This is a genomic window from Lysobacter fragariae, from assembly GCF_054779775.1.
On the sequence record NZ_BAAGXP010000001.1, the window covers coordinates 85,605 to 111,347 of the forward strand.

Here is a 25,743-nt window from a genome sequence, read left to right on the forward strand (position 1 = left end):
TGCGCTACAGCATGAGCACTACAGGCTGCACGGATCACCCAGCGTTTCATTGAGCTCAATTGCAGCCTTCACCAGCGCCTTGGTGCGCACGGTGCTCACCTTGTCGCCGTCCAGCAGCGTGATGGTCGCCATCTCGTACTTGCCGCCGGGCTTGAGGCGCTCGTCCAGCTCGCGCAGCCTCCTGCCGCGCCAGAAACCAAAAAGCACCCGGTGTTCTTCAGCCCGGATGACCAGGACCGGGCCGTTGTGGAGATAGACCAGGTTTCCCCATTTGATCCGCTCTTCCAGCCCGCCAGCGGAAAGCGTCGCCTTGCGCAGCGCTTCGACGAGCGTCCGACGCCAGCCAGTGAGCGCCTGCACGTACGCGTCGGGTGATTCAGCAGGAGCCGACTTCTTCATGGGTGAAGGCCGGCGAGACGGCCCTCAGCCGCCCTGCCCGCCCTGTGCTGTTTCGAGATTGGCTACACGGACCAGCAGCAGCTCTCCACCACCTTCTATGACATGCCGGAGCTTCTCGTCGCCAGCCTGGAAGATCGCGGTGTCACCGGCGTGCAGTGCCGGCAATCCGGAGTCATCGGCAAATCGTGCGTGGCCAGCCAGCAGGTGCACCGCCCAGGTCGAACCGGGTTCCACGAAGATCACCATCGGCCCCACCAGCGGGCGATGCCAAAGGTCCGCATGGATGCGATCCCGACGCCACATCAGGTTGAAGTCGTGGGTGGGGCCGTCGACCAGCTCGCCAGTGACCCCGCGCTCGCCGGCAAAGCGGAGCTTGTCGTGCGGCGGCAGCAGCTCATGCACCTCGCCGTCATCGAAGCGAAGTCGCATCCCGCTGCCGGACAGCAGCACCAGTACGCGATCGACGCCGGGAAACGCGGAGAAGGCGGAATCGCGCTCGACCTCCGCGATGGATAGTCGCCAGTCCCAGTCATCGCCATCGGGCAGGCGGATGATCTCGCGGGTCCAGCCTTGCTGGTTGCGCCAGCGTTCGCGGCGATATTCGTTGGCGGGGATGATCCAGGAGTGACTGGTGCTCATGGCGCGAGTGTAGCGAGCCTCGATGCCATGGTGTCAGCTACGGGCACGCGGCGAGGCCGTTGTGTGGGAAGCCACAGCCGCGATGACCCATCCAGAACGCGGCGGCCATGCCGAGCATCCATGCCTCGACCAGCTGTGCTCCTGCCAGTCATGCTCCGATCCGCCCCGAAAAAACCGTCGCCCGGCCGCGACCTCCGCGCAACCGGGCGAACACACTTCGCAATCCTTTGCCAAAGTGGCCCCTGCCTCCGTGCACTCCCCGGAGGCGCCGGCAGTTCAGCGCTTGCCGGACGGGCGGGGAGCAACCGCCACGGTCTTGCGAGCGGGTGCGGGCGCGACACCACCGGCTACGACAATCCGGTCGCGATTCTTCTCGATCGTCTTCAGGCCGATGCCCTTGACCATTGCGAGCTGCTCGGGGCTCTTGAAGGCGCCGTTGGCCTTGCGGTAGGCGACGATGGCATCCGCCTTGGCCGGCCCCACGTTGAGCAGGACGCGATCGATGGTGGCGGCGTCGGCGGTGTTGATGTTGACCTTGTCGGCGGCAAACACGCTGCCCGCGAGCAGCAGCGAGGACAGGACCAGGGACTGCAGCACGGCGGCGAACTTGTTCATGGCATTGCTCCTTGAGATGGATGAAGCCGGTGGCTTCGTTGGACTTCCGTTCCGGCGGTGCGTCCGTCGGTGTGCACAGTCTGCTGACCCGGCCGGAGCGGGCGTATCGGCGGGTGCGCCGTCGCGGCGTAGGCCGGCACCCCGCCCGGGGCTAGGAAAAATCCGACCTGCGCTAGACTTCCTGTTTTAAGCCTTCCCGCTCCGGGAGGGCCGCCAGTCAGGAACCGGGATGGACAGTCGCAAGATCGAGCAGTTCGTGGGCGCCAAGTGGGATGCGGAGATCGTTCCGCAGCTTGTCGAATACATCCGCATCCCCAACAAGTCGCCGATGTTCGACGCCGACTGGGTCAAGAACGGATACATGGACGCGGCCGTCGCACTGATGGAGTCGTGGGCGCGCGCGCAGGACGTCCCGGGCATGGTGCTGGAAGTGGTTCGGCTGGAAGGCCGCACGCCGCTGATCTTCATCGAGATCCCCGCCGCCAATGGCGGCAGCGACGACGATTGCGTGATCCTCTACGGTCACCTCGACAAGCAGCCCGAGATGACCGGCTGGGACGAGGACCTCGGCCCATGGAAGCCGGTGATCAAGGGCGACCGCCTCTACGGCCGCGGCGGCGCTGACGACGGTTACGCGATCTTCGGTTCGCTCACCGCGATCATGGCCCTGCAGCAACAGGGCGTCCCGCATTCGCGCTGCGTCGTGCTGATCGAAGCCTGCGAGGAATCGGGCAGCTACGACCTGCCCGCCTACGTCGACCATCTCGCCGACCGCATCGGCAAGCCGTCGCTGGTGGTGTGCCTGGATTCGGGCTGCGGCAACTACGAGCAGCTGTGGTGCACGACGTCGCTGCGCGGCCTGGCCGGCGGCAACTTCACCGTGAAGGTACTGGAAGAAGGCGTGCACTCCGGCGATGCGTCCGGCATCGTGCCGTCGAGCTTCCGCCTGATCCGCCAGCTGCTGTCCCGCCTGGAAGATGAGAAGACCGGCCGCATCCTCGTCGAAGGCCTGCATGTCGAAGTCCCCGCCGAGCGCCTCGCGCAAGCACAGGAAGCCGCGCGCGTGCTGGACACGGCCGTGTTCGACAAGTTCCCCTTCCTGCCCGGCATGACGCCGATGTTCGACAAGGATGGCGCGGACGACCTGAAGGAACTCGTGCTCAACCGCACCTGGCGTCCCGCACTGTCGGTGACCGGTGTCGAGGGCATGCCGCCGCTTTCGTCGGCCGGCAACGTGCTGCGCCCGTACACGTCGGTAAAGCTGTCCCTGCGCCTGCCGCCGACGCTCGACGGCAAGCAGGCCGGCGAGCTGCTCAAGGAAGTGCTGCTGCGCGATCCGCCCAACGGCGCCAAGGTCACGCTGGAACTCGAGAAGGCCAGCACCGGCTGGAACGCGCCGGCGATGTCGTCGTGGCTGGAAAAGGCGATCGATGCGTCGAGCCGTGAGTTCTTCGGCCAGCCTGCGATGTACATGGGCGAAGGTGGCACGATTCCCTTCATGGGCATGCTCGGCGAGAAGTTCCCCGGTGCGCAGTTCATGATCACCGGCGTGCTGGGTCCGCACTCCAATGCGCACGGTCCGAACGAATTCCTGCACATCCCGATGGGCAAGCGCGTCACCTCCTGCGTCTCGCACGTGCTGGCCGCGCACCACAGCGCAAGCCAGCGAGGCGAAACGCGTGGCGTGGCGGCGGTGGCCGGCGGCGAACACCACGGCGACCACGGCTGCTGCTGACCGGTATACGACGTCGCGAAGGCCCGGCTCATGCCGGGCTTTTCGCTTTCTGGGCCCGTGCGCCAGTGATGCCGCTCGAACCAACCGGTCTGGCATGCGAAGCATCAAGGCCGTTCATGCCTTCGTTCCCTTCGCTGCACCGCAACGTGGCGAACCGGGCGCCGCTGCTAGGATGCCTTCGCCCCACCCAAACCAGCCAGGAGTTCACTCAATGTTCGACGGCATTATTGGTTACATCATCGGCGGCGCCGTGATCGGCATTCTTGCCCGTTTCTTCAAGCCCGGCGCCGACCCCCTGGGCTGGATCCTGACCATCCTCCTCGGCATTGCCGGTGCCTACGTCGGCAGCCAGCTCGCCGGGATGCTGGGGCTCGCCGGCAGCAGGATGATGGTCTGGGCCTGCGCCATAGTCGCTGCGATCGTCCTGCTGTTCGTCTACGAGGCCATCCGCAAGAAAACCGCGAAGTAGCGTTGAGCAGACACACATGCGCGCCATGACGACTTCATGGCCGAAATGACACCCCGGCTTGCCCGGGGTGTTCTTTTTGCGGACGAGCAGCTCACATCGTCGGGGCTGCCCGGGTCCTTGCGGCGCGGGAGCAGGCGGGAAGCGCAGTGCCTCCCGCCGCCCCAACGCTTCCCAGGGTGACTGGAAGTAAACAGGACGGCCCCGTCCCCCGCGGAAATGAGCGCAGGTAATGAACGCATAACCAGCCACCCTTTCCCCCGTTTCCCGCGCATCCCTAGCCTGCGGAGTACCGAAAACTCCGAGCGTCCCGATGTCCGCGATTCCCGCCCCTGCCCTCGACGGCGCTGCCTTCCAGGGCTTGTCCGCACCGCCGTCCCTGCTGACGCAGGAACAGGCCGGGCTGCTGGACCGGCTGACCGGCAGCCTGGACGGCTCGGGCCTGTGGTGGCTGTCGGGCTATGCGGCTGGACTGGCTCGCGCGCAGGTGCTGCCTTCGCAACGCCCTGTCGCCGTTCCCGCGGCCGAGGTGCAGGCGGCGCCGCAACTGACCATCGTCTACGGCAGCCAGACCGGCAACGCGAAGCGGCTCGCGGAAAAACTGGCGCAGCAGGTCGAAGCCGCCGGCATCGGCGCGCGCCTGCTCCGCGCGGACGCCTACCAGACCCGCGACCTGAAGAACGAGCGCCACCTCGCCATCGTCATCAGCACGCAGGGTGATGGTGATCCGCCGGACGATGCCCGCGGTTTCGTCGAATTCCTGCTGGGCAAGCGCGCGCCCAAGCTGCCGGGGCTACATTTCGCCGTCCTCGGGCTGGGTGACTCGAGCTACCCGCAGTTCTGCGCCATCGGCCGCAGGCTCGATGAGCGCCTGGTGGAGCTCGGCGCAACGCGGTGGCTCCCGCGCGGCGACGCCGACCTCGACATCGACAGCGTGGCCACGCCGTGGCTCGCCGATGCCGTTTCCATCGCGAAGGAATCGCTGAAGCCGCAGGCGCCGCTCGCCACGGTTACGCCGCTGCGCCCGCTCGCCGTCGCGACCAGCGCCTACACCCGCGACAACCCGTTCCACGCCGAAGTGCTGGTCAACCAGCGCATCACCGGCCGCGACAGCGCGAAAGACGTCCGTCACTTCGAGATTTCGCTGGAAGGCTCCGGGCTGAACTACGAAGCCGGCGATGCGCTCGGGGTATGGCCGGTGAATCCGCCGCAGCTGGTGGACGCCGTGCTCGCCGCATTGGAACTGGACGGCGATGCGCACGTGATCCACGCCGACAAGTCGTTGCCGCTGCGCGAATGGCTGTCCACCCAGCGCGAACTCACGCGTCTGTCGCGACCGTTCGTTGCCAGTCACGCCGCGCATGCGCGCAGCGAGTCGCTGGACGCCGCGCTGGCACCGGAAAACAGGGACGCCCTCGCTCAGCTGCTGGCGCAGAACCAGGTGATCGACCTGCTTCGCAGCCATCCGGCCGCCTGGACCGGCGAGGAACTGGTGGCCGCATTGCGTCCGCTGGTGCCGCGACTGTATTCCATCGCGTCGAGCCCGAAGGCCGTCGGCGAGGAAGTACACCTCACTGTCGCGCATGTCGAATACGACGTCGACGACGCATCCGGCGACGGTCGTCGCTGGGGCACCGCTTCGGATTTCCTCGCCCGCGCTGTCGAAGGCGCGAAGGTGCGGGTATTCATCGAACACAACGAGCGCTTCCGCCTGCCACGCGACGGATCGCGCGACGTGATCCTGATCGGACCCGGCACCGGTGTCGCGCCGTTCCGCGGGTTCGTGCAGGAGCGTGCAGCCACGCAGGCGACCGGCCGCAACTGGCTGTTCTTCGGCAATCCGCATTCGCGCAGCGACTTCCTCTACCAGGTGGAATGGCAGGACGCGCTCAAGCGGAGCGAACTGCATCGACTCGACCTCGCCTTCTCGCGCGACCAGGCCAGCAAGGTCTACGTGCAGCACCTGCTGCGTGAACGCGGCCGCGACCTGCTTTCCTGGCTTGACGCCGGCGCCCACGTCTACGTCTGTGGCGCCATCGCGATGGGCAAGGACGTGCACGCGGCGCTGATCGACGTGATCGCCGAACACGGCGGCAAGTCGACTGAAGAGGCCGGCGATTACCTCAACGACCTGCAATCGCAGGGCCGTTATGCAAGAGACGTTTACTGATGAGCACGCATTCCGTCGAGGACATCAAGCAAGCCAGCGGCCGCCTGCGCGGCACGCTGCTGGAGTCGCTCGCCAACCCGATCACCGGCGCACTGGCCGACGACGACCAGACGCTGATCAAGTACCACGGCAGCTACCAACAGGACGATCGCGACATCCGCGAGGAGCGCCGGCAGCAGAAGCTCGAACCGGCACACAGCTTCATGATCCGCACCCGCACGCCGGGCGGCGTGGTGTCACCGGAGCAGTGGTTGAAGCTGGACCGAATCGCGACCACCTACGCCGAGCGCGGCCTGCGCATCACCACGCGCCAGGCCTTCCAGTTCCACGGCGTGATCAAGCGCGAGCTGAAGGCCACGATGCAGGCGATCAATGCCGCGTTGATCGACACGCTCGCCGCGTGCGGCGACGTCAACCGCAATATCGCCGTGGCCGCAAATCCGCACCAATCGGCCGCACACGCCACCGTCCACGCGCAGGCCGCGGCACTGTCCACGCACCTGCTGCCCAACACCCGCGCCTACTACGAAATCTGGCTGGACGAGGAGCGCGTCGCCGGCAGTGGCGAGGAAGAGGAAGCGATCTACGGCGCGACCTACCTGCCGCGCAAGTTCAAGATCGGCTTCGCGATTCCGCCGTACAACGACGTCGACGTGTTCGCGCAGGATCTGGGCTTCATTGCCATTCTGGAAGGCGGCGAGCTGTTTGGCTACAACGTCACCGTCGGCGGTGGCATGGGCGCGACCCACGGCGACGCGGAGACCTACCCGCGCCTGGCCGACGTGATCGGTTTCGTCACGCCCGACCAGGTGATCCCTGTCGCCGAAGCCGTGATCACCACCCAGCGCGATTGGGGCAACCGCGTCGTGCGCAAGCGCGCGCGCCTGAAGTACACCATCGATGATCGCGGCCTGGACGTGTTCAAGCAGGAAGTCGAGCGTCGCGCCGGATTCACCCTGGCTGCTGCCAGACACTTCGACTTCGTCCACAACGGCGACCGTTTCGGCTGGGTCAAAAGCGACGACGGCGGCGAAAACGATCTGTGGCACCTGACGCTGCGCATCGTCGCCGGACGCATCTGGGATCGCGAGCAGCCGCACCTCACCGGTCTTCGCGAAATCGCGAAGGCGTTGCTGCAGATCGGCGGCGACGCGACCCGCGCACCCGAGTTCCGGATGACGCCAAACCAGAACCTGGTGATCGCCAATGTTCCGGCCGAGCAGCGTTGGCATGTGGACGCTCTGGTGAATGCGCACGGCCTCGGCGTCCACAACGTCGCAACGCCGGTGCATCTGAACGCGATCGCCTGCGTTGCACTGCCGACCTGCGGACTGGCGATGGCCGAAGCCGAGCGCTACCTGCCGGACTTCCTCACCCGCGTGGAATCGCTGCTGGAAAAGCACGGCCTGCGCGACGCGCCGATCAACATCCGCCTCAGTGGCTGCCCCAACGGTTGCTCGCGCCCGTACCTGGGCGAAATCGCGCTCGTCGGCAAGGCCCCGGGTCGCTACAACCTGATGCTGGGCGCATCGCACAAGGGCGAGCGGCTGAACACGCTGTACCGCGAGAACATCGACGAAGCGGAAATCCTCGTGTCGCTCGATCCGCTTTTCGCCGCGTGGGCCGCACAGCGCAACGAGAACGAATTCTTTGGCGACTTCCTGGTACGTACGGGCGTCGTCGTCAGCAAAACACTGAACCTGGAGCTGGTCGCATGAGCCCGCCCGATCCCATCACTGCCGCCGAAGCGCCGCGCGCGCTGGCTGAACTCAACCGCTGGCTGGGCAGCCTCACCGCCGAAGAGCGCGTGGCCTGGGGCTTGGCGAACCTGGCTGGCGGGCACGCGCTGTCGTCGAGCTTCGGCGCACAGGCGGCCGTGTCGCTGCACATGGTGACGCGACAGCAGCCGGACATCCCGGTGATCCTGGTCGACACCGGCTACCTGTTCCCGGAGACGTATCGCTTCGTCGACGAACTGACAGAGCGCCTGTCGCTCAACCTCAAGGTGTATCGCCCGCAGATCGGCACTGCCTGGATGGAAGCGCGCCTGGGCCGGTTGTGGGAACAGGGCACGGATGGCCTTGCCCGCTACAACCGGCTGAGCAAGGTCGAACCGATGCAGCGCGCGCTGCGCGAACTGGGTGCGTGCACCTGGATCTCCGGCATCCGCCGTTCGCAATCAAGCAGCCGCGCCAGCACCGACTTCCTGCAGCTGCACGACGGCCGCTGGAAACTGCACCCGCTCGCCGACTGGAACGACCGCGACATCTGGAACTACCTGCAGAAGCACGACCTCCCCTACCACCCACTGTGGCACGAAGGTTATGTCTCCATCGGCGACGTGCACACGACGCGCCGGCTCGAAGCCGGCATGAGCGAAGAGGAAACGCGGTTCTTCGGCCTCAAGCGCGAGTGCGGACTGCATGAGTCGTGGGACGAACTGCCCGGAAAAGCCGCCTGAGGATTCTCGCTGCGACCAGCATCGCCTTTCGCCTTCTCGGGGATGAAGGCAAGCACTTCGGGTTTAGAAGCGCCCTTCTACCGCCAGCCAGAACCGCAGTGGCTGGCTGTTGTTGTTGCCTTGATGGGGCCCCGTGGCGCAGCGGCGGGCGGTCCGGATCAGACCCGCAGGGCGTGCGGCATGGATGCCGCACGTTTTTCGACACGACAGGGATGTCGTGTCGAAAAATCCCGGACCGTCCGCGAACCCGGAGCGCAGCGTAGGGTGCGAAGCCCCGGGGTGCCCTTCTCTTTGGTTACTTTTGACCGAAGGGAATCCAGTCGGACTCTTGGGCAAGCAAGAGAAAGTGACCCGCCAAAGGCGGAAGCCTTTGCCTCGCATTCAGTGCTTCACATCGGAACGATCTGCCTAGTTATGAAGCACACTTCCAGTGGCGAACCAGGAAGCTCCTGGCCACTTCGTTACCGCTGGACAAAACCCGCAAAAAATCATCCCCGCCGAAGCGGGGATGAGTTCAACGCAGCTGCTGCACTACCTCAAACCGTAATCGCCTGACTCAACTCCACCCAACTCGGCGCCTTCGGCCAATCCGCGATCTGGTTCCCCGCCAACACCCGCTGCAGGTCACGCTGATCGATCTGCGGCGCAAGCGCGGAAATCAGGTCAATGGTGTAGTCACGCAACACGCGCTCGCGCGGCAGCACTGCCCAGGCGATGCACTCGGGAATCGCCTCGGGCGCCTGCAGCGCCACCAGGTCGCGATCCTCAGTCGCGCTGACGGCCATTTCCGCCAGCAACCCGACGCCCAGCCCGGCACGCACATAGGTCTTGATCAGATCGGCATCGCGCGCCGTCATCGCGATCTGCGGCTGCAGGTCAGCGGCCGTGAACGCCCGGCGCAACGACGAATCCGGACGCACCGAAGATTCGTAACTCACCAGCGGATGCGAAGCCAGCTGACCCAGCGTCGGCGCCGTGCCTTTCCTCGCCAGTGGGTGGTCACGCTGCACCAGCACGACGCGCTTCCAGCGGAACAGCGGTACCGCGATACCACCCGTCGGGGCATCGCCCGCGGTGGAAATCAGCGCGAAGTCGGCTTCGCCGCGTGCCAGCAGGTCGAGCACCTCGCCTTCCGAACTCGGATGCAGGTGCACGCTGATGCGCGGGAACGTCTGCTTCACCTGCGAGATCGCCGGCGGCAACACGAAGCGCGCCTGCGTGTGCGTGGTCGCGATCACCAGGCGACCGTGGCCGTCGCGGCGTTCGTTGGCGGCAAAGGAACGGATGTTGCTGGCTTCGGCCAGCAGGCGGCGCGTGTGCGCGAGCACCTGGGTACCGGCGGGCGTGATGCTGTCGAGGCTGCGACCCTTGCGCGAGAAAAGCAGGAAGCCCAGTTCGTCCTCAAGCTGCTTGAGCTGCTTGGACAGGCCCGGCTGCGTGGCGTGCACGCGCTCGGCGGCGAGGGTGATGTTGAAGCCGGAATCGGCGATGGCGGCGAAATAGCGGAGCTGTGTGAGTGTCATGGCGGCGGGGGCAAGGATGAGGGTGGTTGCGCGGCGGGACGGGAGGCGGCAGTCGGCATGGCAAAAGTTTTCACGTGGTGACACCAGGTAATAAGGCGGGTGGATTTCATTTAGCTATCTCTTTATGCGGATGAACGGATGGACCATAACCGGGTCAGGGGCGGGCTGTCCAGTGGGAGTCATGCCCACAAGGCATATGACCACAGCCGGCCCTCATTTCCGTGGCCTGCGTCGCAACGCTAGGTTGCCTGGACCGCCTCCACGCCCGTCCCGCAGGTTTTCCCGATGGCCCCGCCTCCGCCCTCCTCCCTGTTCCCCCTCTTCGCCAGCCTCCAGGGCCGGCGGGTGGTGGTTGTCGGCGGGGGGACGGTCGCCAGGCGCAAGGTTGCCCCGCTGCTGGCCGCTGGCGCCCGCGTGCGGGTCGGCGCGCTTGATCTCGACGCTGAACTCGCCCAACTGGCCGCCGAAGGCCGCATCGACCACGTCGCCGGCCGCTTCGCCCCGGAATGGCTCGACGACGCCTGGCTCGTCGTGGCCGCCACCGACGACCCGGCGGTCAACCAGGCGGTCGCCGCGGCCGCCGAGTCCCGCCGGATCTGGGCGAACGTGGTCGACGACGCCGAACTCTCCAGCGTCCATCTGCCCGCCCGGGTCGAGCGCGGCCCGGTGCAGGTCGCCATATCCAGCGGCGGCGGCGCACCGATGCTGGCCCGGCACCTGCGCGAGACGCTGGAAACCCAGCTCGACGAATCCCTCGGGCCGCTGGCCCAGCTGCTCACCCGCTTCCGCAGCCGCATCCGCCGGCGCGTCGACGACCTGCCCGCGCGACGCCGCTTCTTCGAGCAGCTCCTCGCCGGCCCGATCCCCGGCCTGCTGCGCCGGGGCGACATCGCCGCCGCGGAACGCGCACTGTCCGCGTCGCTCGCCGCCGCGAAGCCCGCCCTGCGCGGTCGCGTCGCCCTGGTCGGCGCCGGCCCCGGCGATCCCGGCCTGCTCACCCTGCGTGCGCTGCGCCTGCTCAACGAAGCCGACGTCATCCTCCACGACCGCCTCGTCAGCCTGGACGTACTCGGACTCGCGCGCCGCGACGCGCACCGCATCGAAGTCGGCAAGCAGGTCGGTGGCGACCACCACGCCACGCAGGAGCGCATCCACGCCCTGATGGTCGAACACGCCCGCGCCGGCAAGCGCGTGGTGCGGCTCAAGGGCGGCGATCCCTTCGTCTTCGGTCGCGGCGGCGAGGAACTGCAGGTCCTGCGCGAACACGACGTCGATTTCGAAGTCGTCCCCGGCATCACCGCCGCGATCGCCTGCGGCGCCTACGCCGGCATCCCGCTGACCCATCGCGACCACGCGCAATCGGTGCGCTTCGTCACCGCGCATACCAAGGATGAAGGCGACACGACCGACTGGGCCGCACTGGCGCAGGACCGGCAGACGCTCGCCTTCTACATGGGCGTGTCCGGCCTTGAACGCATCCGTGATCGCCTCATCGCCCATGGCCGTGCGCCCACCACGCCCTTCGCGATCATCGAGAACGGCACCCGGCCCGAACAGCGCGTGGTCCTGGGCACACTGGCCGATCTGCCCGAGCTTGCGCGTTCGCATGACGTGGGTGCACCGGCGTTGCTGGTGGTCGGCGAAGTCGCCGCGCTGGCCACCCAGCTGCACTGGTTCGGTAGCGAACCCTTAACGGGCGCACGGGCACGATGCGAATTCGCGCACGCGGCCTGAATGCCGTTGCCGTCATCCCCGCGAAGGCGGGGATCCATGGACCTGGTTCGTGATCGAGGCGAACGTCCCTGGATTCCCGCCTTCGCGGGAATGACCGGCAACCGATGTCCCCGGCTCCCTCATTTCCCAGCACACGGATTCCCCCATGACCATCTACAACAGCATCCTCGACACCATCGGCTCCACGCCCGTCGTCAAACTGCACCGCCTCGCGCCCAAACACGTGACGCTCTACGCGAAGAACGAGGCATTCAATCCCGGCGGTTCGGTGAAGGATCGCCTTGCATTGGCCATCGTGCTCGACGCCGAACAGAAAGGCGTGCTGAAGCCCGGCCAGACGATCGTGGAAGCGACCTCCGGCAACACCGGCGTCGCGCTGGCGATGGTCGCCGCCGCGCGCGGTTATCCCTTCGTCGCGGTGATGTCGGATTCATTCTCCATCGAACGCCGCAAACTCATGCGCGCGTACGGTGCCAAGGTCATCCTCTCGCCCGCCGCCGAGCGCGGCAGCGGCATGGTGCGCAGGGCCAAGGAACTGTCGGAGAAGCACGGCTGGTTCCTCGCGCGACAGTTCGAGAACGAAGCCAACCCCGCCTACCACCGCAACACCACCGGCCCGGAAATCCTGCGTGATTTCGCCGGCCAGCGGCTGGACTACTTCGTCAGCGGCTGGGGCACCGGCGGCACGATCACCGGCGCGGGCGAAGTGCTCAAGCTCGCGCGTCCCGGCCTCAAGGTGATTGCCAGCGAGCCCGCGGGTGCCGCGCTGCTCTCCGGCAAGGAATGGGCGCCGCACAAGATCCAGGGCTGGACGCCAGACTTCCTGCCCGCCGTGCTCAGCCGCACGATCGCCGACGAGATCCTGCCGATCGACGAAGTCGTCGCCCGCGACACCGCGCGCGACCTGGCGACGAAGGAAGGCATCTTCGTCGGCATCTCCGCCGGCGCGACCGTCGCCGCGGCGCTGCAGGTGGCGCGCGATGCGCCGGAAGGTTCGGTGCTGCTGGCGATGCTGCCCGACACCGGCGAGCGTTACCTGTCGACGTTCCTGTTCGAGGGCGTCAACGAGGGATCCGACGACGAGTGGCTCGCATCGCTGGAAGAAAAAGCCACCGCCTGACGTAGGGCGGGTTGACCGCCGTTGAAAGCCAGCCCGCCTTCACCGGCATCCGGAACGCTGGATAAGACTTCTCATCGGACCCTGCGGCGGGTTGGCTTCCAACAGCGAAGACGGTCAACGCGACCTCGGCGAGATCCCCCTGTCAGCTCAACGCAACCCGAGGTCCGGACCGTGAAAGCCGGCGTGAAGTACATCGTAGGCAAGCAGATTTCCGCCGTCGTCGTGGCGGCGAACGATCGCGACCCCAGAACCCAGTTGTTTCTCGTGTTCTCGGACGGCACGTACTTTGAAATCTGGGGCAACACATTCACGGGTGCGGGCGCCCTTGATCGCGGGGGCACGCCGGAGGTCCTTCAATACGTCACGACCTGCGGGGGCAGAGTCACCGCAACCTACCCCGAGCCCGGACTGACGCAACACTAGACCCAGGGATGGGGCGCGGGCGACGCAGCGGTTACTCTTCACGCCTGCCCGTTGCACTTGCGCCCCGATGACCGACACCGACCCCACCCTCCGCGAAACCGCCCGCCTCGCCTGGGCCCGCGCCGCCACCGGCGACGCCACGCTTGAACTCCACCGCGCCTCGATGGACGCCGGTTTCCGCAGCTACTGGCGCGGCATGACCGCCGGCGGCTCGCGGATCGTCATGGACTCGCCGCCGGACAAGGAAGACGTGAAGCCGTGGCTGCGCGTGCGCGCGCAGCTCGAAGCCGGCGGCGTGCGCGTCCCGCACGTGCTTGCGCAGGACGTCGAGGAAGGCTTCCTGCTGCTGGAAGACCTGGGCGCCGACACCTACCTGCACGTCATCGGCGAGCACAACGCCGATGCACTGTTCGACGCCGCCATCGACCAGCTGCTGAAGATCCAGGCCGTGCCGTGCCCGCCGGATTTCCCCGCCTACGACGAAGCGCTGCTGTCACGCGAGCTGCGGCTGTTCGACGACTGGTACCTGGGCCACCACCTGGGCCTGTCGCTGGATTGCGGCGACGTGGAAAAGCTCGAACTGGTGTATCGCCGCCTGATCGACACCGCGTTGGCGCAGCCGCGGGTCTTCGTGCATCGCGACTTCATGCCGCGCAACCTGATGCCCGCCGCCGACGGCCCGGCCGTGCTGGATTTCCAGGACGCGGTGCTCGGCCCCATTGCCTACGACGCGCTCAGCCTGTTCAAGGACGCCTTCCTCAGCTGGCCGGAAGCCCGCGTGGACGGCTGGCTCAACCGCTACCACGAGCGCGCGAAGGCCGCCGGCCTGCCGGTACCCGACCTCGCCCGCTTCCGTCGCGACGCCGACTGGATCGGCGTGCAACGCCACCTCAAGGTGATCGGCATCTTCGCGCGGCTGTGGCATCGCGACGGCAAGGCCAAGTACCTGGCCGACGTGCCGCGCTTCTTCGCCTATCTCGACGAAGTGCTGCCGCGCTACACCGAGTTCGCACCGCTGGTCGACATCATCGAAGAACGCGTCAAACCCGCGCTGGCCGAACAGGCCCGCGCGCACGAAGGCCTCGGCGGTTGAGCCGCGCCCGATGAAAGCGCTGATTTTTGCTGCTGGCCTGGGCGAACGCATGCGGCCGCTGACCAACCACACCGCCAAGCCGTTGTTGGTTGCCGGCGGCAAACCGCTGATCGCCTGGCACCTGGAAAAACTCGCCGCGATGGGCGTGCGTGATGTCGTCATCAACACCAGCTGGCTCGCCGAGCAGTTCCCGGCCACGCTGGGCGACGGCGAACGCTGGGGCCTGCGCCTGCACTATTCCTTTGAGGGCGCGACGCCGCTGGAGACCGGTGGCGGCATGTGGAACGCGCTGCCGCTGCTTTCGAACGAAGGCGCGAGCGGTGAAGTCGACGACACCTTCATCGCCGTCAACGGCGACATCTGGACCGACTACGACTTCGCCCGGCTGCCGCGCACGATCGACGGCGACGCGCACCTGGTGCTGGTCGACAACCCGCCGCAGCACCCCAACGGCGATTTCGCGCTGGGCGATGACGGACGCATCCATGGCGATGGCGCATCGCGCCTGACGTTCTCCGGCATCGGCCTCTATCGCGCATCGCTGTTCGCCCACTGGCGCGACGTGATCGGCGGCGCTCCCGGCGTCGAAGAAAACCCGCCGCGCTTCAAGCTCGCCCCGCTGCTGCGCCACGCGATGGCGAATGCACGCGTGACGGGCGAACACCACGCCGGTCGCTGGACCGACGTAGGCACGCCGGAACGCCTGGCGCGGCTGGACGGCGAGCTGACCTGACCACAATCCCATCGAAACAAGGACTGTTCGTGAAAACACTCGCCCTGCTCTTCTGCATCCTGTGGCCGTTTTCCGTCACGGCCCATGCCACAGCGTCCGACACGGATACACCACGCGTACAGATCAAAGCCGTGATCGAGGACTTCCGCACCGCGATCATCGACCACGACAGCGCGCGCTTCACCCGCTTGTTCCTGCATGAAACACCGATCTGGCAGCGTGTGCTGGGCGACGAAGGCCTCAAGCGCCTCCGGGCGAAGAACCCGGCAGCGACCAAGGTCGCGATCGATCCGGAAAAGACCTATCGCTCCTTCATCGAAGGCATCGTTGCCGACTCGCGACGGACCGAGGAAACGTTCGGGAACATCCGCATCGACACCGACGGCGACATCGCATCGGTCTATTTCGACTACAGCTTCAATGCCGATGGCCGCATGACCAACTACGGCAAGGAAGCCTGGCACCTGGTCAACACAGGCGACGGCTGGAAGATCGTCTCGGTGATCTGGTCGGTCAATCCCGTGTTCCCGAAGACGACGCCATGACTGCAGCATCCACAAGGGGTTCCGCATGCGCGCTTGCGCCGAAGGACAAGCGGCGCCAGCTCAAGGGCGTGGGCGACGACCTGGTCGGGCACTACGGAAAGCGGCGTTACTACACGATCCAGGAAGTGAAGGACGCCAACCGGCGCCAGGGCATCAGCCTCGACTTTGGCTGCTGGTCGCACTCGGCGTTCAATTCGCACGGCGACTTCGACGCCTACCACGCCTCGATCGGCGAGGCCTGCGACTACGTCGCGATGAAGACAGAAATGCTGTCGTCGATCAGCCAGTCGAACGAAACCTCGTGGCTGGATTTCGACTTCGACCTTTCGTGGCTCGAGTTCCCGGATATCGACTGGTCGATCTTCGATTTCCTCGACTGAGTCCGGCGTGTGCCTGGGCATCCCAAGCATCGGAAGCATTTTCAGGACGCTTTCCGTCCGATCGAAACGACCCCAGACCAGAGAAGTCGTTGCCGTTGCCGTTGCCGTGCATTTGCACTGGCTTGAGCGGGGCCCCGTAGCGCAGCGGCGGTCGGTTCGGACAAGACCCGCAGGGCGCGCGGCAGGACGCCGCGCGTTTTTCTACAGGACAGGGATGTCCTGTAGAAAAATCCCGAACCGGCCGCGGACCCGGAGCAAAGCTCCGGGCGCGGAGCTCCGGGGTGCCCTTCTCTTTGGTTACTTTCTCTTGGGCAAGCAAGAGAAAGTGACCCGCCAAGGGCGGAAGCCTTTGTTGTTGCTCCGGTGTTGTTGCTCCGGTGTTGCTGCGTCGCGCTAGACGCCAATCACCTTGCGCAGAAACGGCACCGTAACCCGCCTCTGCTCAGCCAACGACGCACGATCAAGCCGATCCAGCAACGCCGCCAGGCTGCCCAGGTCCCGACCGACGCGCTTGAGCAACCAGTCCAGCGCCGCGTCTTCCACCACCAACCCGCGACGATGCGCCCGCTGCTGCAGCACTTCACGACGCCCCTCATCATCCAACGCCGCCAGCGTGATCCGCGTGCACTGTCCCAGGCGCGATCGCAGGTCGGGCAGCGACAGCGGCAACACGGCAGGAATGTCACGCGCGGCGTAAACCAGCGCGACACCCGCGGCGCGCGCGCGATTGTGTGCGTCGAACAGCGCCACCTCGTCATCGCGGTTGCCGGCGATGACATCCAGCCCGTCGAGCGCGATCACATCGTTGCCTTCCAGCGCCTGCAGCGCGTCGTGAAGGCGACCCGCGGCGGCGATGAGCGGCAGGTAGGCGGCGCGACGACCGGCCGCATCGGCAGCGGCGCAGGTCGCCAGCAGCAGGTGGGTCTTGCCGACACCGGACATGCCGGCGATGTACAGCGCGTCGGGCTTCGCGGTCGGCGACGCCGCCTGCGTTGCCAGCGCGCGCAGTTGTTCCACCGCACCCACCGGAGCACCCACGAAGGTATCCAGCCGCTGGTCCGCGGGATAGCGCAAAGCAAGCGGCAACTGCGCCATGCCTTGCTGCGCGGTGTCTTTCGACGCGCCATCGTGCGGCGTGCGGTCGTGCGGTGTCTTGCCCTGTTGCGTCATGCCTGGTGGGTCCTGCTCACCCCTGCTCGCGCTCCACGGCCGCGGGCGGGACGCTTTCGCTCAGCGACGTGTCGATCAGGATCAGCGGCACGTGGTCGCCGGCATAGAGCTTGCTGTTGGTGTATCGCGCTTCGGCGTAGCGCAGCAGCACGTTGGCCACGGCCGCGACCGGCAGCGCCAGCAGCATGCCGAGGAAGCCGAACAGCTGCCCACCCGCCAGCACCGCGAAGATCACCGCCGCCGGATGCAATCCGATGCGATCGCCGACCAGCTTCGGCGTGAGGATGTAGCTCTCGATCACCTGGCCCACGGTGAACACCACCGCGACGCCGGCGATGTGCTGCCAGTCGCCGTACTGCACCAGTGCGGCGATGCTGCCCAGCACCACCACCGAGGCCGGCCCCAGGTACGGAACGAAGGTCAGCAGCCCGCCTACCAGGCCGATCAGGATCCCCAGGTCGAGTCCGATCGCCCACAAGCCGATGCCGTACAGCACGCCGAGGCTCACCATCACCAGGAACTGCCCGCGCAGGAACGCACCAAGCACTTCGCCGGATTCGCGCGCCAGCTTGCTCACGGTGTCCAGGTGATCGCGCGGCACCAGCGCCGCGACGCGGGCGACGAGCAGGTCCCAGTCGCGCAGGAAGAAGAACGTCAGTACCGGCATCAGGGCGATGTTCGCGACCAGGCCCAGCAGCGCGAAACCCGAACGCGAGAGGTAGCCCAGCAGCGTCGTCGCCACGCCACCGGCGCGCTCCCAGTTGCTGCGGACCAGTTCGACCAGGCGGTCGAAATCCAGGTAGGAGGTGATCTCCAGGTGCGTGCGCTTTTCCAGCCACGGGATCGCGACCTGGATGGCCCAGTCGCGATAACTGGGCATCGAATCGATCAGCGTCGCGACCTGGTGCTCGACCAGCGGCACCAGGATCACCAGCACGATCACCAGCACCGACACCATCGCCCCGAACACCAGCGACACCGCGGTATGGCGTGCGCGGCCCATGCGTTGCAGCTTGTCCACGATGGGATCGCCGAGCCAGCCCAGCAGCGCGGCGATCACGAACGGCGTCAGGATCGGCGCGAGCAGCCACAGCAGCCACAGCACGCCCATGGCCACCGCCGCCCATTGCAGGCGGCGCAGGAACCGGGCGATTTCTTCCTGGGAAACGTTCGACTCCATCAGCGCAGCCGGTAGACCGGGGCGTCGCCCTCGTCCGCGGCCAGCACGCCGTCGCGGTCGGCCATGCGGCGGAAGCCGGACAGGCCACTAACCAGTTCGAGCGTGAACGTCACGCCTTCGGGTGTCGCGCGGTTGGGGGTGATGCGGCGCACGATCGACAGCTTGTCGAGGTAGCCGGCCAGGCGCATGTAGTCGTCGCTGCTGTCGACGCCGGTGAAGGTGACGGCGTAGCTGCCGGCCGGACCGACGCCGGTGCCGCGTCGGGCATAGCGCTTGGTCAGGGCGTCGGCCGCGCCATCCGCGCCGGTGGCGATGATGCGGCGGGCATCCGGATCGGTGGTGCTCCAGGTCGACAGCACCTTGCCGCCATCGACGAAGCTCCAGTCGGCCTTCCAGCCGGTGCCGCTGCGGTAGACCTTGCCGATCAGCTGCATCGGCGGCGAGTAGCGCTGCGAGGCGCGAGCCACGGCGGCGGCGTCGCCGCGCCAGATCGCGCCGACCACCGCCTGCTCGGCGGCGTTGCCCGAGGGCAGGCCCAGCGCGTAGCCGCGCTCCTTGGCGCGATTGAGCGCGGTGCGCGCGGCGTTGGCCTTGTCCAGGCCGACCAGGCGCGGCCCCGAGCCGTCGTCGATGCCCAGCCACAACACCGGCTTGGGCCGCGGCATCGGCCAGACCGGCAGGCCGAGGGTCGCGATCAGCTCATCCACGGCGTCCTGGTCGAAACGGACGATCAGCGTGGTGTTGAAGGTGGGCGCGCCGGTCGAGCTGAGCCCCTCGTCCTGGCGGTAGTCGTAGCCCTTCACGAAATCCTTGGCGTGGCGCAGTTCCTCGCCCACGCCCGGCTGCCCGGCCACGCTGCGGTTGCCCGACAGCCGGCCCAGCACCTGCGACAGCCCGCGCGCGAAGCCGGCATTGCGCTCGGCCTCGCCCTGGCTGTTCACGACGACCTCGGTCTCGTAGGGCCCCTGTGCGCCGGCGCGATCGCCTTCGACACGCTGAGCGGCGGCGGGGAAACCCACCAGCAGCGCCGCAGCGAGCCAGAACCCTCGGAATGCACGAATCATTGCTGTCCCTGGTCGAGAAATACCCGGGAATGGTGCCGCAGGGAGGGTGACACGTCCATTCACGGCGGAGGGTGCGGTGCGCCGTCCCGGAATTGAGCCGGAGTATTGGCGGGGCGTGGGGTTTGGCGACGGTGCGTCGTTGGGACGATGGTGCGTCGATGGGGCGATGGCGGGTCAAGAATTCGTAGGGCGCAATAAGCGCAGCGCATTGCGCCAAAACGAAGAGCCAAGCCCCCGTTCAGACCAAAGCATGCCCCCCCGAACGCACCATCGCATTTTGAACGCTCGACGGGCGGATCCCGGCGCAATGCCCTTCGGTTGCGCCCGAAGGAAGGGATTGCGCCGAGGTCTACGCGATAACGCCCCGTTATCTACAGATCATGCGTCACCAAACCGCCGATTCAATGCGACCCGCCCACTCCAAAGGCAGATCGCCGCTACCCACATAGCGGTGAAACGTTGAGTACGGCCAATCCGCCACCCGCGACACCAGTCCATGCTTGAGAGGATTGATATGGACATAGTCCAGGTGACGCTGGAAATCGGCCTCGTCACGAATGAGATGCTCCCAGTACCGCCGCTGCCATATCCCCCGTTCGCCTCGCCTGAGCCGGACCGCCGAGCGCCGTTCCGATTTCGGTAAAGCCTTGGAGAACCCCATCTTGATCAATCGCCAGCGCGTTGCGAAATCCGCATCGCCCGGCGGCAGCTCGATGAGGCAATGCAGATGATCGGGCAACACGACCCAGCCATGCACGAAAAACGGATGCCGACGTCGAACTCTCGTCACCACGTCCCGGAGGACGTCGACATGCCGCGTCAGCAGATCATTCCCGCGACGCTGCAACAGCGTCACCGTGAAAAAGTAAGTGCCGCCAGCTCGCCAGGCGCGTCGATAGTCGGGCATACCGCCATCGTGCCCATCCCACCCCGGTCCCCGCAGTCAGCCAACACCCCAGCCACGCGTAGGAATTTGGTAGGGCGCAATAAGCGCAGCGCATTGCGCCAAAACGAAGCGAGGGAGCCGAAGCTCCCCCGATCCAGCCGAAGCATGTCGCTTCGGCGTGTGTTGCCGCGTTTGAGGTGACTCGACTCCGGGTGATCCGGCGCAATGCCCTTCGGTTATTGCGCCCTACGAGGTCTGCAACAGCGTCACCGTGAAAAAGTAAGTGCCGCCAGCTCGCCAGGCGCGTCGATAGTCAGGCATACCGCCATCGTGCCCATCCCACCCCGTCCCCGCAGTCAGCCAACACCCCAGCCACGCGTAGGAATTTGGTAGGGCGCAATAAGCGCAGCGCATTGCGCCGAAACGAAGCGAGGGAGCCGAAGCTCCCCCGATCCAGCCGAAGCATGTCGCTTCGGGTGTGTTGCCGTGTTTGAGGTGACTCGACTCCGGGTGATCCGGCGCAATGCCCTTCGGTTATTGCGCCCTACGAGGTCTGTCATTGCCGCGCTGTACGACGTGTTGTGCCACGCCGGCCATGTCCAACCTCGCCATCCTTGGCATTCGACTTCCCCATCCGCTCAGTGATGGAGATATTGGATATCCGACTTGCAATCAGCAGTCCGGCATTTCCGCATCAAGGAGTCAGAGAGTTCTTAAAAGGTACTCTGACCCCTGTTTTGTGGAGAGTTCTTAAAAGGTACTCTGACCCCTGTTTTGTGGACCCCTGTTTTGTGGACCCCTGTTTTGTGGACCCCGTTTTGGCCGGTAGGTGTAGCTGGTGATGCCGGTGTCCGGGCTGGTGAGCTGTAGCAGGTCGCCCAGGCCGTTGTAGGTGTACCTGGTGCTCAGGTTTTTCGGGTCGACGACCTCGGTCAGGTTGTCGCGCGCGTCGTACTTGAACTGGGTGGTGACGTTCAGGCCGCCGACGTTCTGGATGGTCTGCATCAACCGGTTGAGCGGGTCGTAGCTGTTGTCCGTCACCCGGCTGAGCGCATCGGTGACGGTGTCGGTGTTGCCCGCCGCATCAAAGGCGTAGGTGAGCCGCCAAATCGATCGCATGGGGTTTGTGATCCCGATTCCCGGCGTAGGGCGGGTCTTGACCCGCCGTCGTTTGCCCCGCCACCCGATTTCGCTCCCCATTGGGCAGCTTCCGCTGGCCGGGTGGCGGGTCGAGACCCACCCTACGCTCTGAGCCAACGTCCCTTCCAGATGAATCCTCAAGGCCTCTCTCACGGGGCGCGCACCCAGCCGACAACCTTCCCGCGCACTGGGTACCCAGCCGGTCAACGCGACTTTGCGATCCGCGGGACAAATAGCCCCCCCGCCTTGCGTGTATTCAGGGGCCGCAGGACCCCGAGCCCTTCCCGGAACCCTCGCAGTCGTTTCCGAAACGACTGCGAGGGTCAAAACAACGACTGCCAGGGTTTCGGAACCGACTGCGAGCGTCCCGGAATCGACTGCAGTCATTCCAGAAACGACCGCGAGGTATGCCCCGATACCTCACGAGGGTTTCGGAAACGACTGCGAGGGTCGGAAAGGCGACTGCGAGGGTCTCGGAATCGACTGCGCGGGGTTCGGAAAGGGACCCCGACAGGTAGATCGGTCGAAAGCAGCCGCAATAGGGCGGGCCCGGCCGCTACCGGTTACCCCGCCACTGACATCGGCTTGGCCTGCCGTCATGGCTTGGCGGCGGCCATCGGGCGAATCCAGCAACCCCAACGGCGGGCCTAGGCCCGCCCTACGGTAAAATCGCCGCCTTCCCGCAGCTCGGCCTCCCTTGTGACCAACCCCACCCCGCCTGCCCTTACCCCGATGACCTACCGTGACGCTGGCGTCGATATCGACGCGGGCAATGAGGTCGTCGAACGCATCAAGCCCGCGATCAAGCGCACCCTGCGCCCCGAAGTCCTCGGCGGCGGCATCGGCGGCTTCGGCGGCCTGTTCGACCTGACCGGCAAGTACAAGGAGCCGGTGATGGTCTCCGGCACGGACGGCGTGGGCACCAAGCTGATCCTCGCCAAGCAGTTGGGCCGCCACGACACCATCGGCCAGGACCTGGTCGCGATGTGCGTCAACGATGTGCTGGTGCAGGGCGCCGAGCCGCTGTTCTTCCTCGACTACTTCGCCACCGGCAAGCTTGATGTGGCTACCACCGTGGACGTGGTCGGCGGGATTGCGAAGGGCTGCGAGATCGCCGGCTGCGCGCTGATCGGCGGCGAGACCGCGGAAATGCCCGACATGTACCCGCCGGGCGAGTACGACCTGGCCGGCTTCACCGTCGGCGCGGTCGAGAAGGCCCGCCTGATCGATGGCAGCAAGGTGCGCGAAGGCGACGTGCTGATCGGCATCGCATCGAGCGGCCCGCATTCCAATGGCTATTCGCTGATCCGCAAGATCCTGGCGCGCGCCGGCAACCCACTCGACCTCGACATCGGCGGCGTGAAGCTGGCCGATGCGCTGATGGAGCCCACCCGCATCTACGTGAAGCCGGTGCTGGAACTGCTCGCCAGGCACGACATCCATGCGATGGCCCACGTCACCGGCGGCGCGCTGGTGGAGAAGATCATCCGCGTCGTGCCCAAGCCGCTGGGCCTGGACATCGACACCTCGTCGTGGCCGCTGCCGCCGGTGTTCGCGTGGCTGCAGCGCGAAGGCAACGTGCCGCGTGAGGAGATGTGGCGCACGTTCAACTGCGGCATCGGTTTCGTGCTGATGGTCGCCCCCAACGATGTCGCCGCGATCAATGCGGACCTCGACCGCCTCGGACTGGCGCATTGGCAGATCGGCCAGGTGACGGCTGGCGGTGGCGACGAACGCCTGCGCATCCGTTGAGGTTTGTCGTCCCGAGCATCGCGAGGGACCTGCTGTCGCACAAACCAACAGCAGATCCCTCACTCCGTTCGGGATGACAGTGCGGAATTCCATCGCAGCAAAGCCCTCACTCCGTTCGGGATGACAGTCCTGAATTCCAATCGCAGATCCCGATGACTACAGCCCTCCACGCGTCCGTCAAACCATGCTGATGCGCCTGGCTGTCCTCGCCTCTGGTCGCGGCAGCAACCTGCTGGCCATCCTCGATGCCATCGCGGACGGCCGGCTGGACGCGGACGTCGTCGGCGTCTTCTCCGACAAACCCGACGCGATGGCGCTGGACCATGCGCGTCGCGCGGGCATTCCCGCGCAGGCATTAACGCCCAAGGGCTTCGCCTCGCGCGCCGACTACGATGAACACCTGTTCAGCCTGGTCGATGCGGTTCAGCCCGATCTCATCGTCTGTGCCGGATATATGCGCCTCATCAGCGACGCGACCGTCGCCGCGCGCACCGGACGCATGATCAACATCCACCCTTCCCTGCTGCCCGCTTTCAAGGGGCTGCGAACCCACCAGCAGGCGCTCGATGCGGGCGCCACGACCCACGGGGCCAGCGTGCATTTCGTCACGGCGGAGCTCGATGGTGGACCGGTGATCGCGCAGGTGCGCGTGCCGGTGGAGACGGATGACGATGCACAGTCGCTCGGTGCGCGGGTGCTGGCGCGCGAGCATCCGTTGATGCTCGCGACGTTGCAGCTGCTGGCGACGCGGCGGGTGCAGCTGGGTGCGGATGGCCGGGTCAATTGCGACGGCCATGCGCTGGCAACACCGCTCGTGCTGGATGACGACAACCGACTCCATGGAATGAATGCATGAAATTGCAGCTTCAGATCAGCCCGGTTCAAATCGGCCCGCTTCAGATCACTGCCTTCCGCTTCAATGCCGCCCTGGCCTGCGCCGTCGCGCTGGCTGGCATGGCTGCGCCGGCGCTTGCCGCGGGTGCGCCAGCTGCTGATGCACCCGCCGCCGATGCGACCACGGTCGCGGCGCCGGCGGAGAAGCGCGGCCTTGAGCCTTTCATCGCCCAGTACCAGGTGTTCAAGGGCGGTGACGTGCTCGGCGACGCCACCATGCAGGTGGTGAAGAACGACGCCAGCCGCTGGCGCGTGGACCTCAACATCCACGGCACCAAGGGCCTGGTCGGCCTGGCGGGGATCAACGCCGAGCAGAGCACGGTGTTCGACATCGCCAACGGCTGGTATCGCCCGCTGGCGCAGAGCACGCTGCGCAAGAGCGTTTTCACGCGCAAGCAGACCGTCGGTGTCTACGATTGGCGCGCCAACCAGGCCCGCTGGACCGGCGACGTGAAGGAAAGCCATCGCGCGCCCGTTCCGCTGCAGTACGGCGACCAGAGCGGCCTGCTGATCAACCTGGCGGTAATGCGCGACGCGCAGCCCGGCGCGGCGCTGCAGTACCGCTTCGTCGACGACGGCCGCGTGCGCGACCACCGCTACACCGTGGCGGCGGAAACCGAGAACGTCACCGTTGCCGGGCTGAACTACAGTGCGATGCGCGTCACCCGCGCGCAGAGCGGCAACGAGGAAACCGTGATCTGGGTGGCCGACGGCGTGCCCACGCCGATCCGCATGCTCCAGCGTGAGAACGGCGAAGATACCTACGACCTGCGTCTGGTCGAGTACAAGGGAGTCAAGTAAGCGATGAAGCCTGCCCTAGTGAAGCCCGCTCCAGTGAAGCCCGCCCTGATGAAGTCCCTGCCCTTGCGAAGCCTGTCCGTGCGCGGGCTTGTCGCCACCGCGACGCTCGCCATCGCCGGCATCGCCTCGGCATCGGCCGGCGAGGTCAAGCCGTTCACGGCCGAGTACCAGGCCAGCTACATGGGCATGCAGGCGATCGGTCGCATGACCCTGGCCGCTGCCGGCGCCAACCGCTGGCGCTACAGCCTGGACATCGGCGGCTCGATGGCCAACCTCAACCAGACGACGGTGTTCGAGGATCGCGCGGGCCAGTGGCGCCCGCTGTCCAACAGCGACTCCTCCGCCGTGCTGATCAAGCACAAGCAGAAGAACGCCGTGTACGACTGGGGCAAGGGCGTGGCCAGCTGGACCGGCGACGTGAAGCCCGAGCGCGCCGGCCCGGTGAAGCTGCAGGCCGGCGACCTGGACGCGATGCTGGTCACCCTCTCCCTCGCGCGCGACGTCGCTGATGGCAAGGCGCTCAGCTACCACATGGTCGACGATGGCCGCGCCAAGCAGCTCAACTACGCCGTGGTCGGCCACGAGGCGATCACGGTGGGCGGCAAGTCGCGCCAGGCCACCAAGGTGGTGCGCACCGACGGCAACAAGGAGGAAGTGCTGTGGCTGGTGGATGACCTGCCCGTGCCGGCGCGGATCCTGCGCCGCAAGGACGGCGCCGACGAGATGGACCTGCGGTTGAAGTCGATGCGCTGAGCGACGACCTGGCAATACAAAAAAGCCCCGCGATGCGGGGCTTTTTCGTTATCGGCACAACGTTGCC

Annotated in this window: 24 protein-coding genes and 1 pseudogene; 16 read left to right on the forward strand and 9 right to left on the reverse strand. The window is 66.4% G+C overall.

Translation table 11 applies throughout. The features are described 5' to 3' along the window. Positions 1-18: 18 nt before the first annotated feature. The 3 genes from ACYVD7_RS00410 to ACYVD7_RS00420 form a co-directional block, all read right to left on the reverse strand. Positions 19-399 carry a DUF1801 domain-containing protein gene (locus ACYVD7_RS00410; protein WP_460758004.1) on the reverse strand — a complete coding sequence of 127 codons (381 nt, stop codon included), beginning with the start codon at positions 397-399 and terminating at the stop codon, positions 19-21. Positions 400-423: 24 nt separating this feature from the next. Further along, complete coding sequence (locus ACYVD7_RS00415) at positions 424-1,038, reverse strand: HutD/Ves family protein (RefSeq protein ID WP_460758006.1); 615 nt, start codon at positions 1,036-1,038, stop codon at positions 424-426. A 276-nt stretch (positions 1,039-1,314) separates the two neighbouring features. After that, the gene (locus ACYVD7_RS00420; RefSeq protein WP_460758008.1) at positions 1,315-1,653 is read right to left on the reverse strand and encodes a ComEA family DNA-binding protein; all 339 of its coding nucleotides are present in this window, start codon (positions 1,651-1,653) and stop codon (positions 1,315-1,317) included. A 229-nt stretch (positions 1,654-1,882) separates the two neighbouring features. On the opposite strand from ACYVD7_RS00420, the gene ACYVD7_RS00425 reads away from it, so the two are divergent. The 5 genes from ACYVD7_RS00425 to ACYVD7_RS00445 all read left to right on the forward strand — a co-directional run bounded on the left by ACYVD7_RS00425 (position 1,883) and on the right by ACYVD7_RS00445 (position 8,485). Further along, positions 1,883-3,388, forward strand: a complete 1,506-nt coding sequence (locus ACYVD7_RS00425; RefSeq protein WP_460758010.1) for a M20 family metallopeptidase — start codon at positions 1,883-1,885, stop codon at positions 3,386-3,388. A 211-nt stretch (positions 3,389-3,599) separates the two neighbouring features. Then, positions 3,600-3,857 (forward strand): GlsB/YeaQ/YmgE family stress response membrane protein, encoded by a 258-nt coding sequence (locus ACYVD7_RS00430; protein WP_460758012.1) that lies wholly within the window; start codon positions 3,600-3,602, stop codon positions 3,855-3,857. A 310-nt stretch (positions 3,858-4,167) separates the two neighbouring features. Continuing rightward, a complete protein-coding gene (locus ACYVD7_RS00435; protein WP_460758014.1) occupies positions 4,168-6,024 on the forward strand; it encodes an assimilatory sulfite reductase (NADPH) flavoprotein subunit in 1,857 nt (618 codons plus the stop codon). Beyond that, the gene (gene cysI / locus ACYVD7_RS00440) at positions 6,024-7,742 is read left to right on the forward strand and encodes an assimilatory sulfite reductase (NADPH) hemoprotein subunit (protein WP_460758016.1); all 1,719 of its coding nucleotides are present in this window, start codon (positions 6,024-6,026) and stop codon (positions 7,740-7,742) included. Before ACYVD7_RS00435 ends, cysI begins: the two co-directional genes overlap by 1 nt. Beyond that, a complete protein-coding gene (locus ACYVD7_RS00445) occupies positions 7,739-8,485 on the forward strand; it encodes a phosphoadenylyl-sulfate reductase (RefSeq protein ID WP_460758017.1) in 747 nt (248 codons plus the stop codon). The genes cysI and ACYVD7_RS00445 overlap by 4 nt, the downstream gene beginning before the upstream one ends. A gap of 536 nt (positions 8,486-9,021) precedes the next feature. Here the strand turns inward: ACYVD7_RS00445 and ACYVD7_RS00450 are convergent. Next, a complete protein-coding gene (locus ACYVD7_RS00450) occupies positions 9,022-10,008 on the reverse strand; it encodes a LysR family transcriptional regulator (RefSeq protein ID WP_460758020.1) in 987 nt (328 codons plus the stop codon). 285 nt (positions 10,009-10,293) lie between these two features. Here ACYVD7_RS00450 and cysG point away from each other — a divergent pair, with 285 nt between their 5' ends. From cysG to ACYVD7_RS00485, 7 genes are all read left to right on the forward strand, one after another. Then, entirely contained in the window at positions 10,294-11,742 is a 1,449-nt protein-coding gene (cysG, locus tag ACYVD7_RS00455; protein WP_460758022.1) for a siroheme synthase CysG, read from the forward strand. Between the two features lie 145 nt (positions 11,743-11,887). Further along, positions 11,888-12,862: a cysteine synthase A gene (cysK, locus tag ACYVD7_RS00460; RefSeq protein WP_460758023.1), complete on the forward strand. Its 975-nt coding sequence runs from the start codon at positions 11,888-11,890 to the stop codon at positions 12,860-12,862. Positions 12,863-13,045: 183 nt separating this feature from the next. Further along, positions 13,046-13,285 (forward strand): hypothetical protein, encoded by a 240-nt coding sequence (locus ACYVD7_RS00465; RefSeq protein ID WP_460758025.1) that lies wholly within the window; start codon positions 13,046-13,048, stop codon positions 13,283-13,285. 67 nt (positions 13,286-13,352) lie between these two features. Continuing rightward, the gene (locus ACYVD7_RS00470) at positions 13,353-14,378 is read left to right on the forward strand and encodes an aminoglycoside phosphotransferase family protein (RefSeq protein ID WP_460758027.1); all 1,026 of its coding nucleotides are present in this window, start codon (positions 13,353-13,355) and stop codon (positions 14,376-14,378) included. A 10-nt stretch (positions 14,379-14,388) separates the two neighbouring features. After that, a complete protein-coding gene (gene murU / locus ACYVD7_RS00475) occupies positions 14,389-15,111 on the forward strand; it encodes an N-acetylmuramate alpha-1-phosphate uridylyltransferase MurU (protein WP_460758030.1) in 723 nt (240 codons plus the stop codon). A 29-nt stretch (positions 15,112-15,140) separates the two neighbouring features. Continuing rightward, on the forward strand, positions 15,141-15,656 hold the full coding sequence (locus tag ACYVD7_RS00480; protein ID WP_460758033.1) for a Cif family virulence factor: 516 nt from the start codon (positions 15,141-15,143) through the stop codon (positions 15,654-15,656). After that, on the forward strand, positions 15,653-16,036 hold the full coding sequence (locus tag ACYVD7_RS00485) for a hypothetical protein (protein WP_460758036.1): 384 nt from the start codon (positions 15,653-15,655) through the stop codon (positions 16,034-16,036). Before ACYVD7_RS00480 ends, ACYVD7_RS00485 begins: the two co-directional genes overlap by 4 nt. A 393-nt stretch (positions 16,037-16,429) precedes the next feature. On the opposite strand, the gene hda is transcribed toward ACYVD7_RS00485, so the two are convergent. The 5 genes and pseudogenes from hda to ACYVD7_RS00510 form a co-directional block, all read right to left on the reverse strand. Next, complete coding sequence (gene hda, locus ACYVD7_RS00490) at positions 16,430-17,131, reverse strand: DnaA regulatory inactivator Hda (protein ID WP_460758717.1); 702 nt, start codon at positions 17,129-17,131, stop codon at positions 16,430-16,432. 91 nt (positions 17,132-17,222) lie between these two features. Then, on the reverse strand, positions 17,223-18,386 hold the full coding sequence (locus ACYVD7_RS00495) for an AI-2E family transporter (protein ID WP_460758039.1): 1,164 nt from the start codon (positions 18,384-18,386) through the stop codon (positions 17,223-17,225). Continuing rightward, positions 18,386-19,450, reverse strand: a complete 1,065-nt coding sequence (locus ACYVD7_RS00500; protein WP_460758041.1) for a DUF2066 domain-containing protein — start codon at positions 19,448-19,450, stop codon at positions 18,386-18,388. Before ACYVD7_RS00500 ends, ACYVD7_RS00495 begins: the two co-directional genes overlap by 1 nt. A 385-nt stretch (positions 19,451-19,835) precedes the next feature. After that, a complete protein-coding gene (locus ACYVD7_RS00505) occupies positions 19,836-20,357 on the reverse strand; it encodes an REP-associated tyrosine transposase (protein ID WP_460758043.1) in 522 nt (173 codons plus the stop codon). A gap of 804 nt (positions 20,358-21,161) precedes the next feature. Next, positions 21,162-21,431: pseudogene (locus tag ACYVD7_RS00510) on the reverse strand (type IV secretion protein Rhs); the annotation flags it as partial. Positions 21,432-22,208: 777 nt separating this feature from the next. On the opposite strand from ACYVD7_RS00510, the gene purM reads away from it, so the two are divergent. From purM to ACYVD7_RS00530, 4 genes are all read left to right on the forward strand, one after another. After that, on the forward strand, positions 22,209-23,228 hold the full coding sequence (gene purM, locus ACYVD7_RS00515; protein WP_460758045.1) for a phosphoribosylformylglycinamidine cyclo-ligase: 1,020 nt from the start codon (positions 22,209-22,211) through the stop codon (positions 23,226-23,228). A gap of 184 nt (positions 23,229-23,412) precedes the next feature. Continuing rightward, positions 23,413-24,084 carry a phosphoribosylglycinamide formyltransferase gene (purN, locus tag ACYVD7_RS00520; RefSeq protein ID WP_460758048.1) on the forward strand — a complete coding sequence of 224 codons (672 nt, stop codon included), beginning with the start codon at positions 23,413-23,415 and terminating at the stop codon, positions 24,082-24,084. Between the two features lie 98 nt (positions 24,085-24,182). Then, entirely contained in the window at positions 24,183-24,923 is a 741-nt protein-coding gene (locus ACYVD7_RS00525; protein ID WP_460758718.1) for a DUF3108 domain-containing protein, read from the forward strand. Between the two features lie 48 nt (positions 24,924-24,971). Beyond that, on the forward strand, positions 24,972-25,676 hold the full coding sequence (locus ACYVD7_RS00530; RefSeq protein WP_460758720.1) for a DUF3108 domain-containing protein: 705 nt from the start codon (positions 24,972-24,974) through the stop codon (positions 25,674-25,676). The last annotated feature ends 67 nt before the right edge of the window (positions 25,677-25,743 follow it).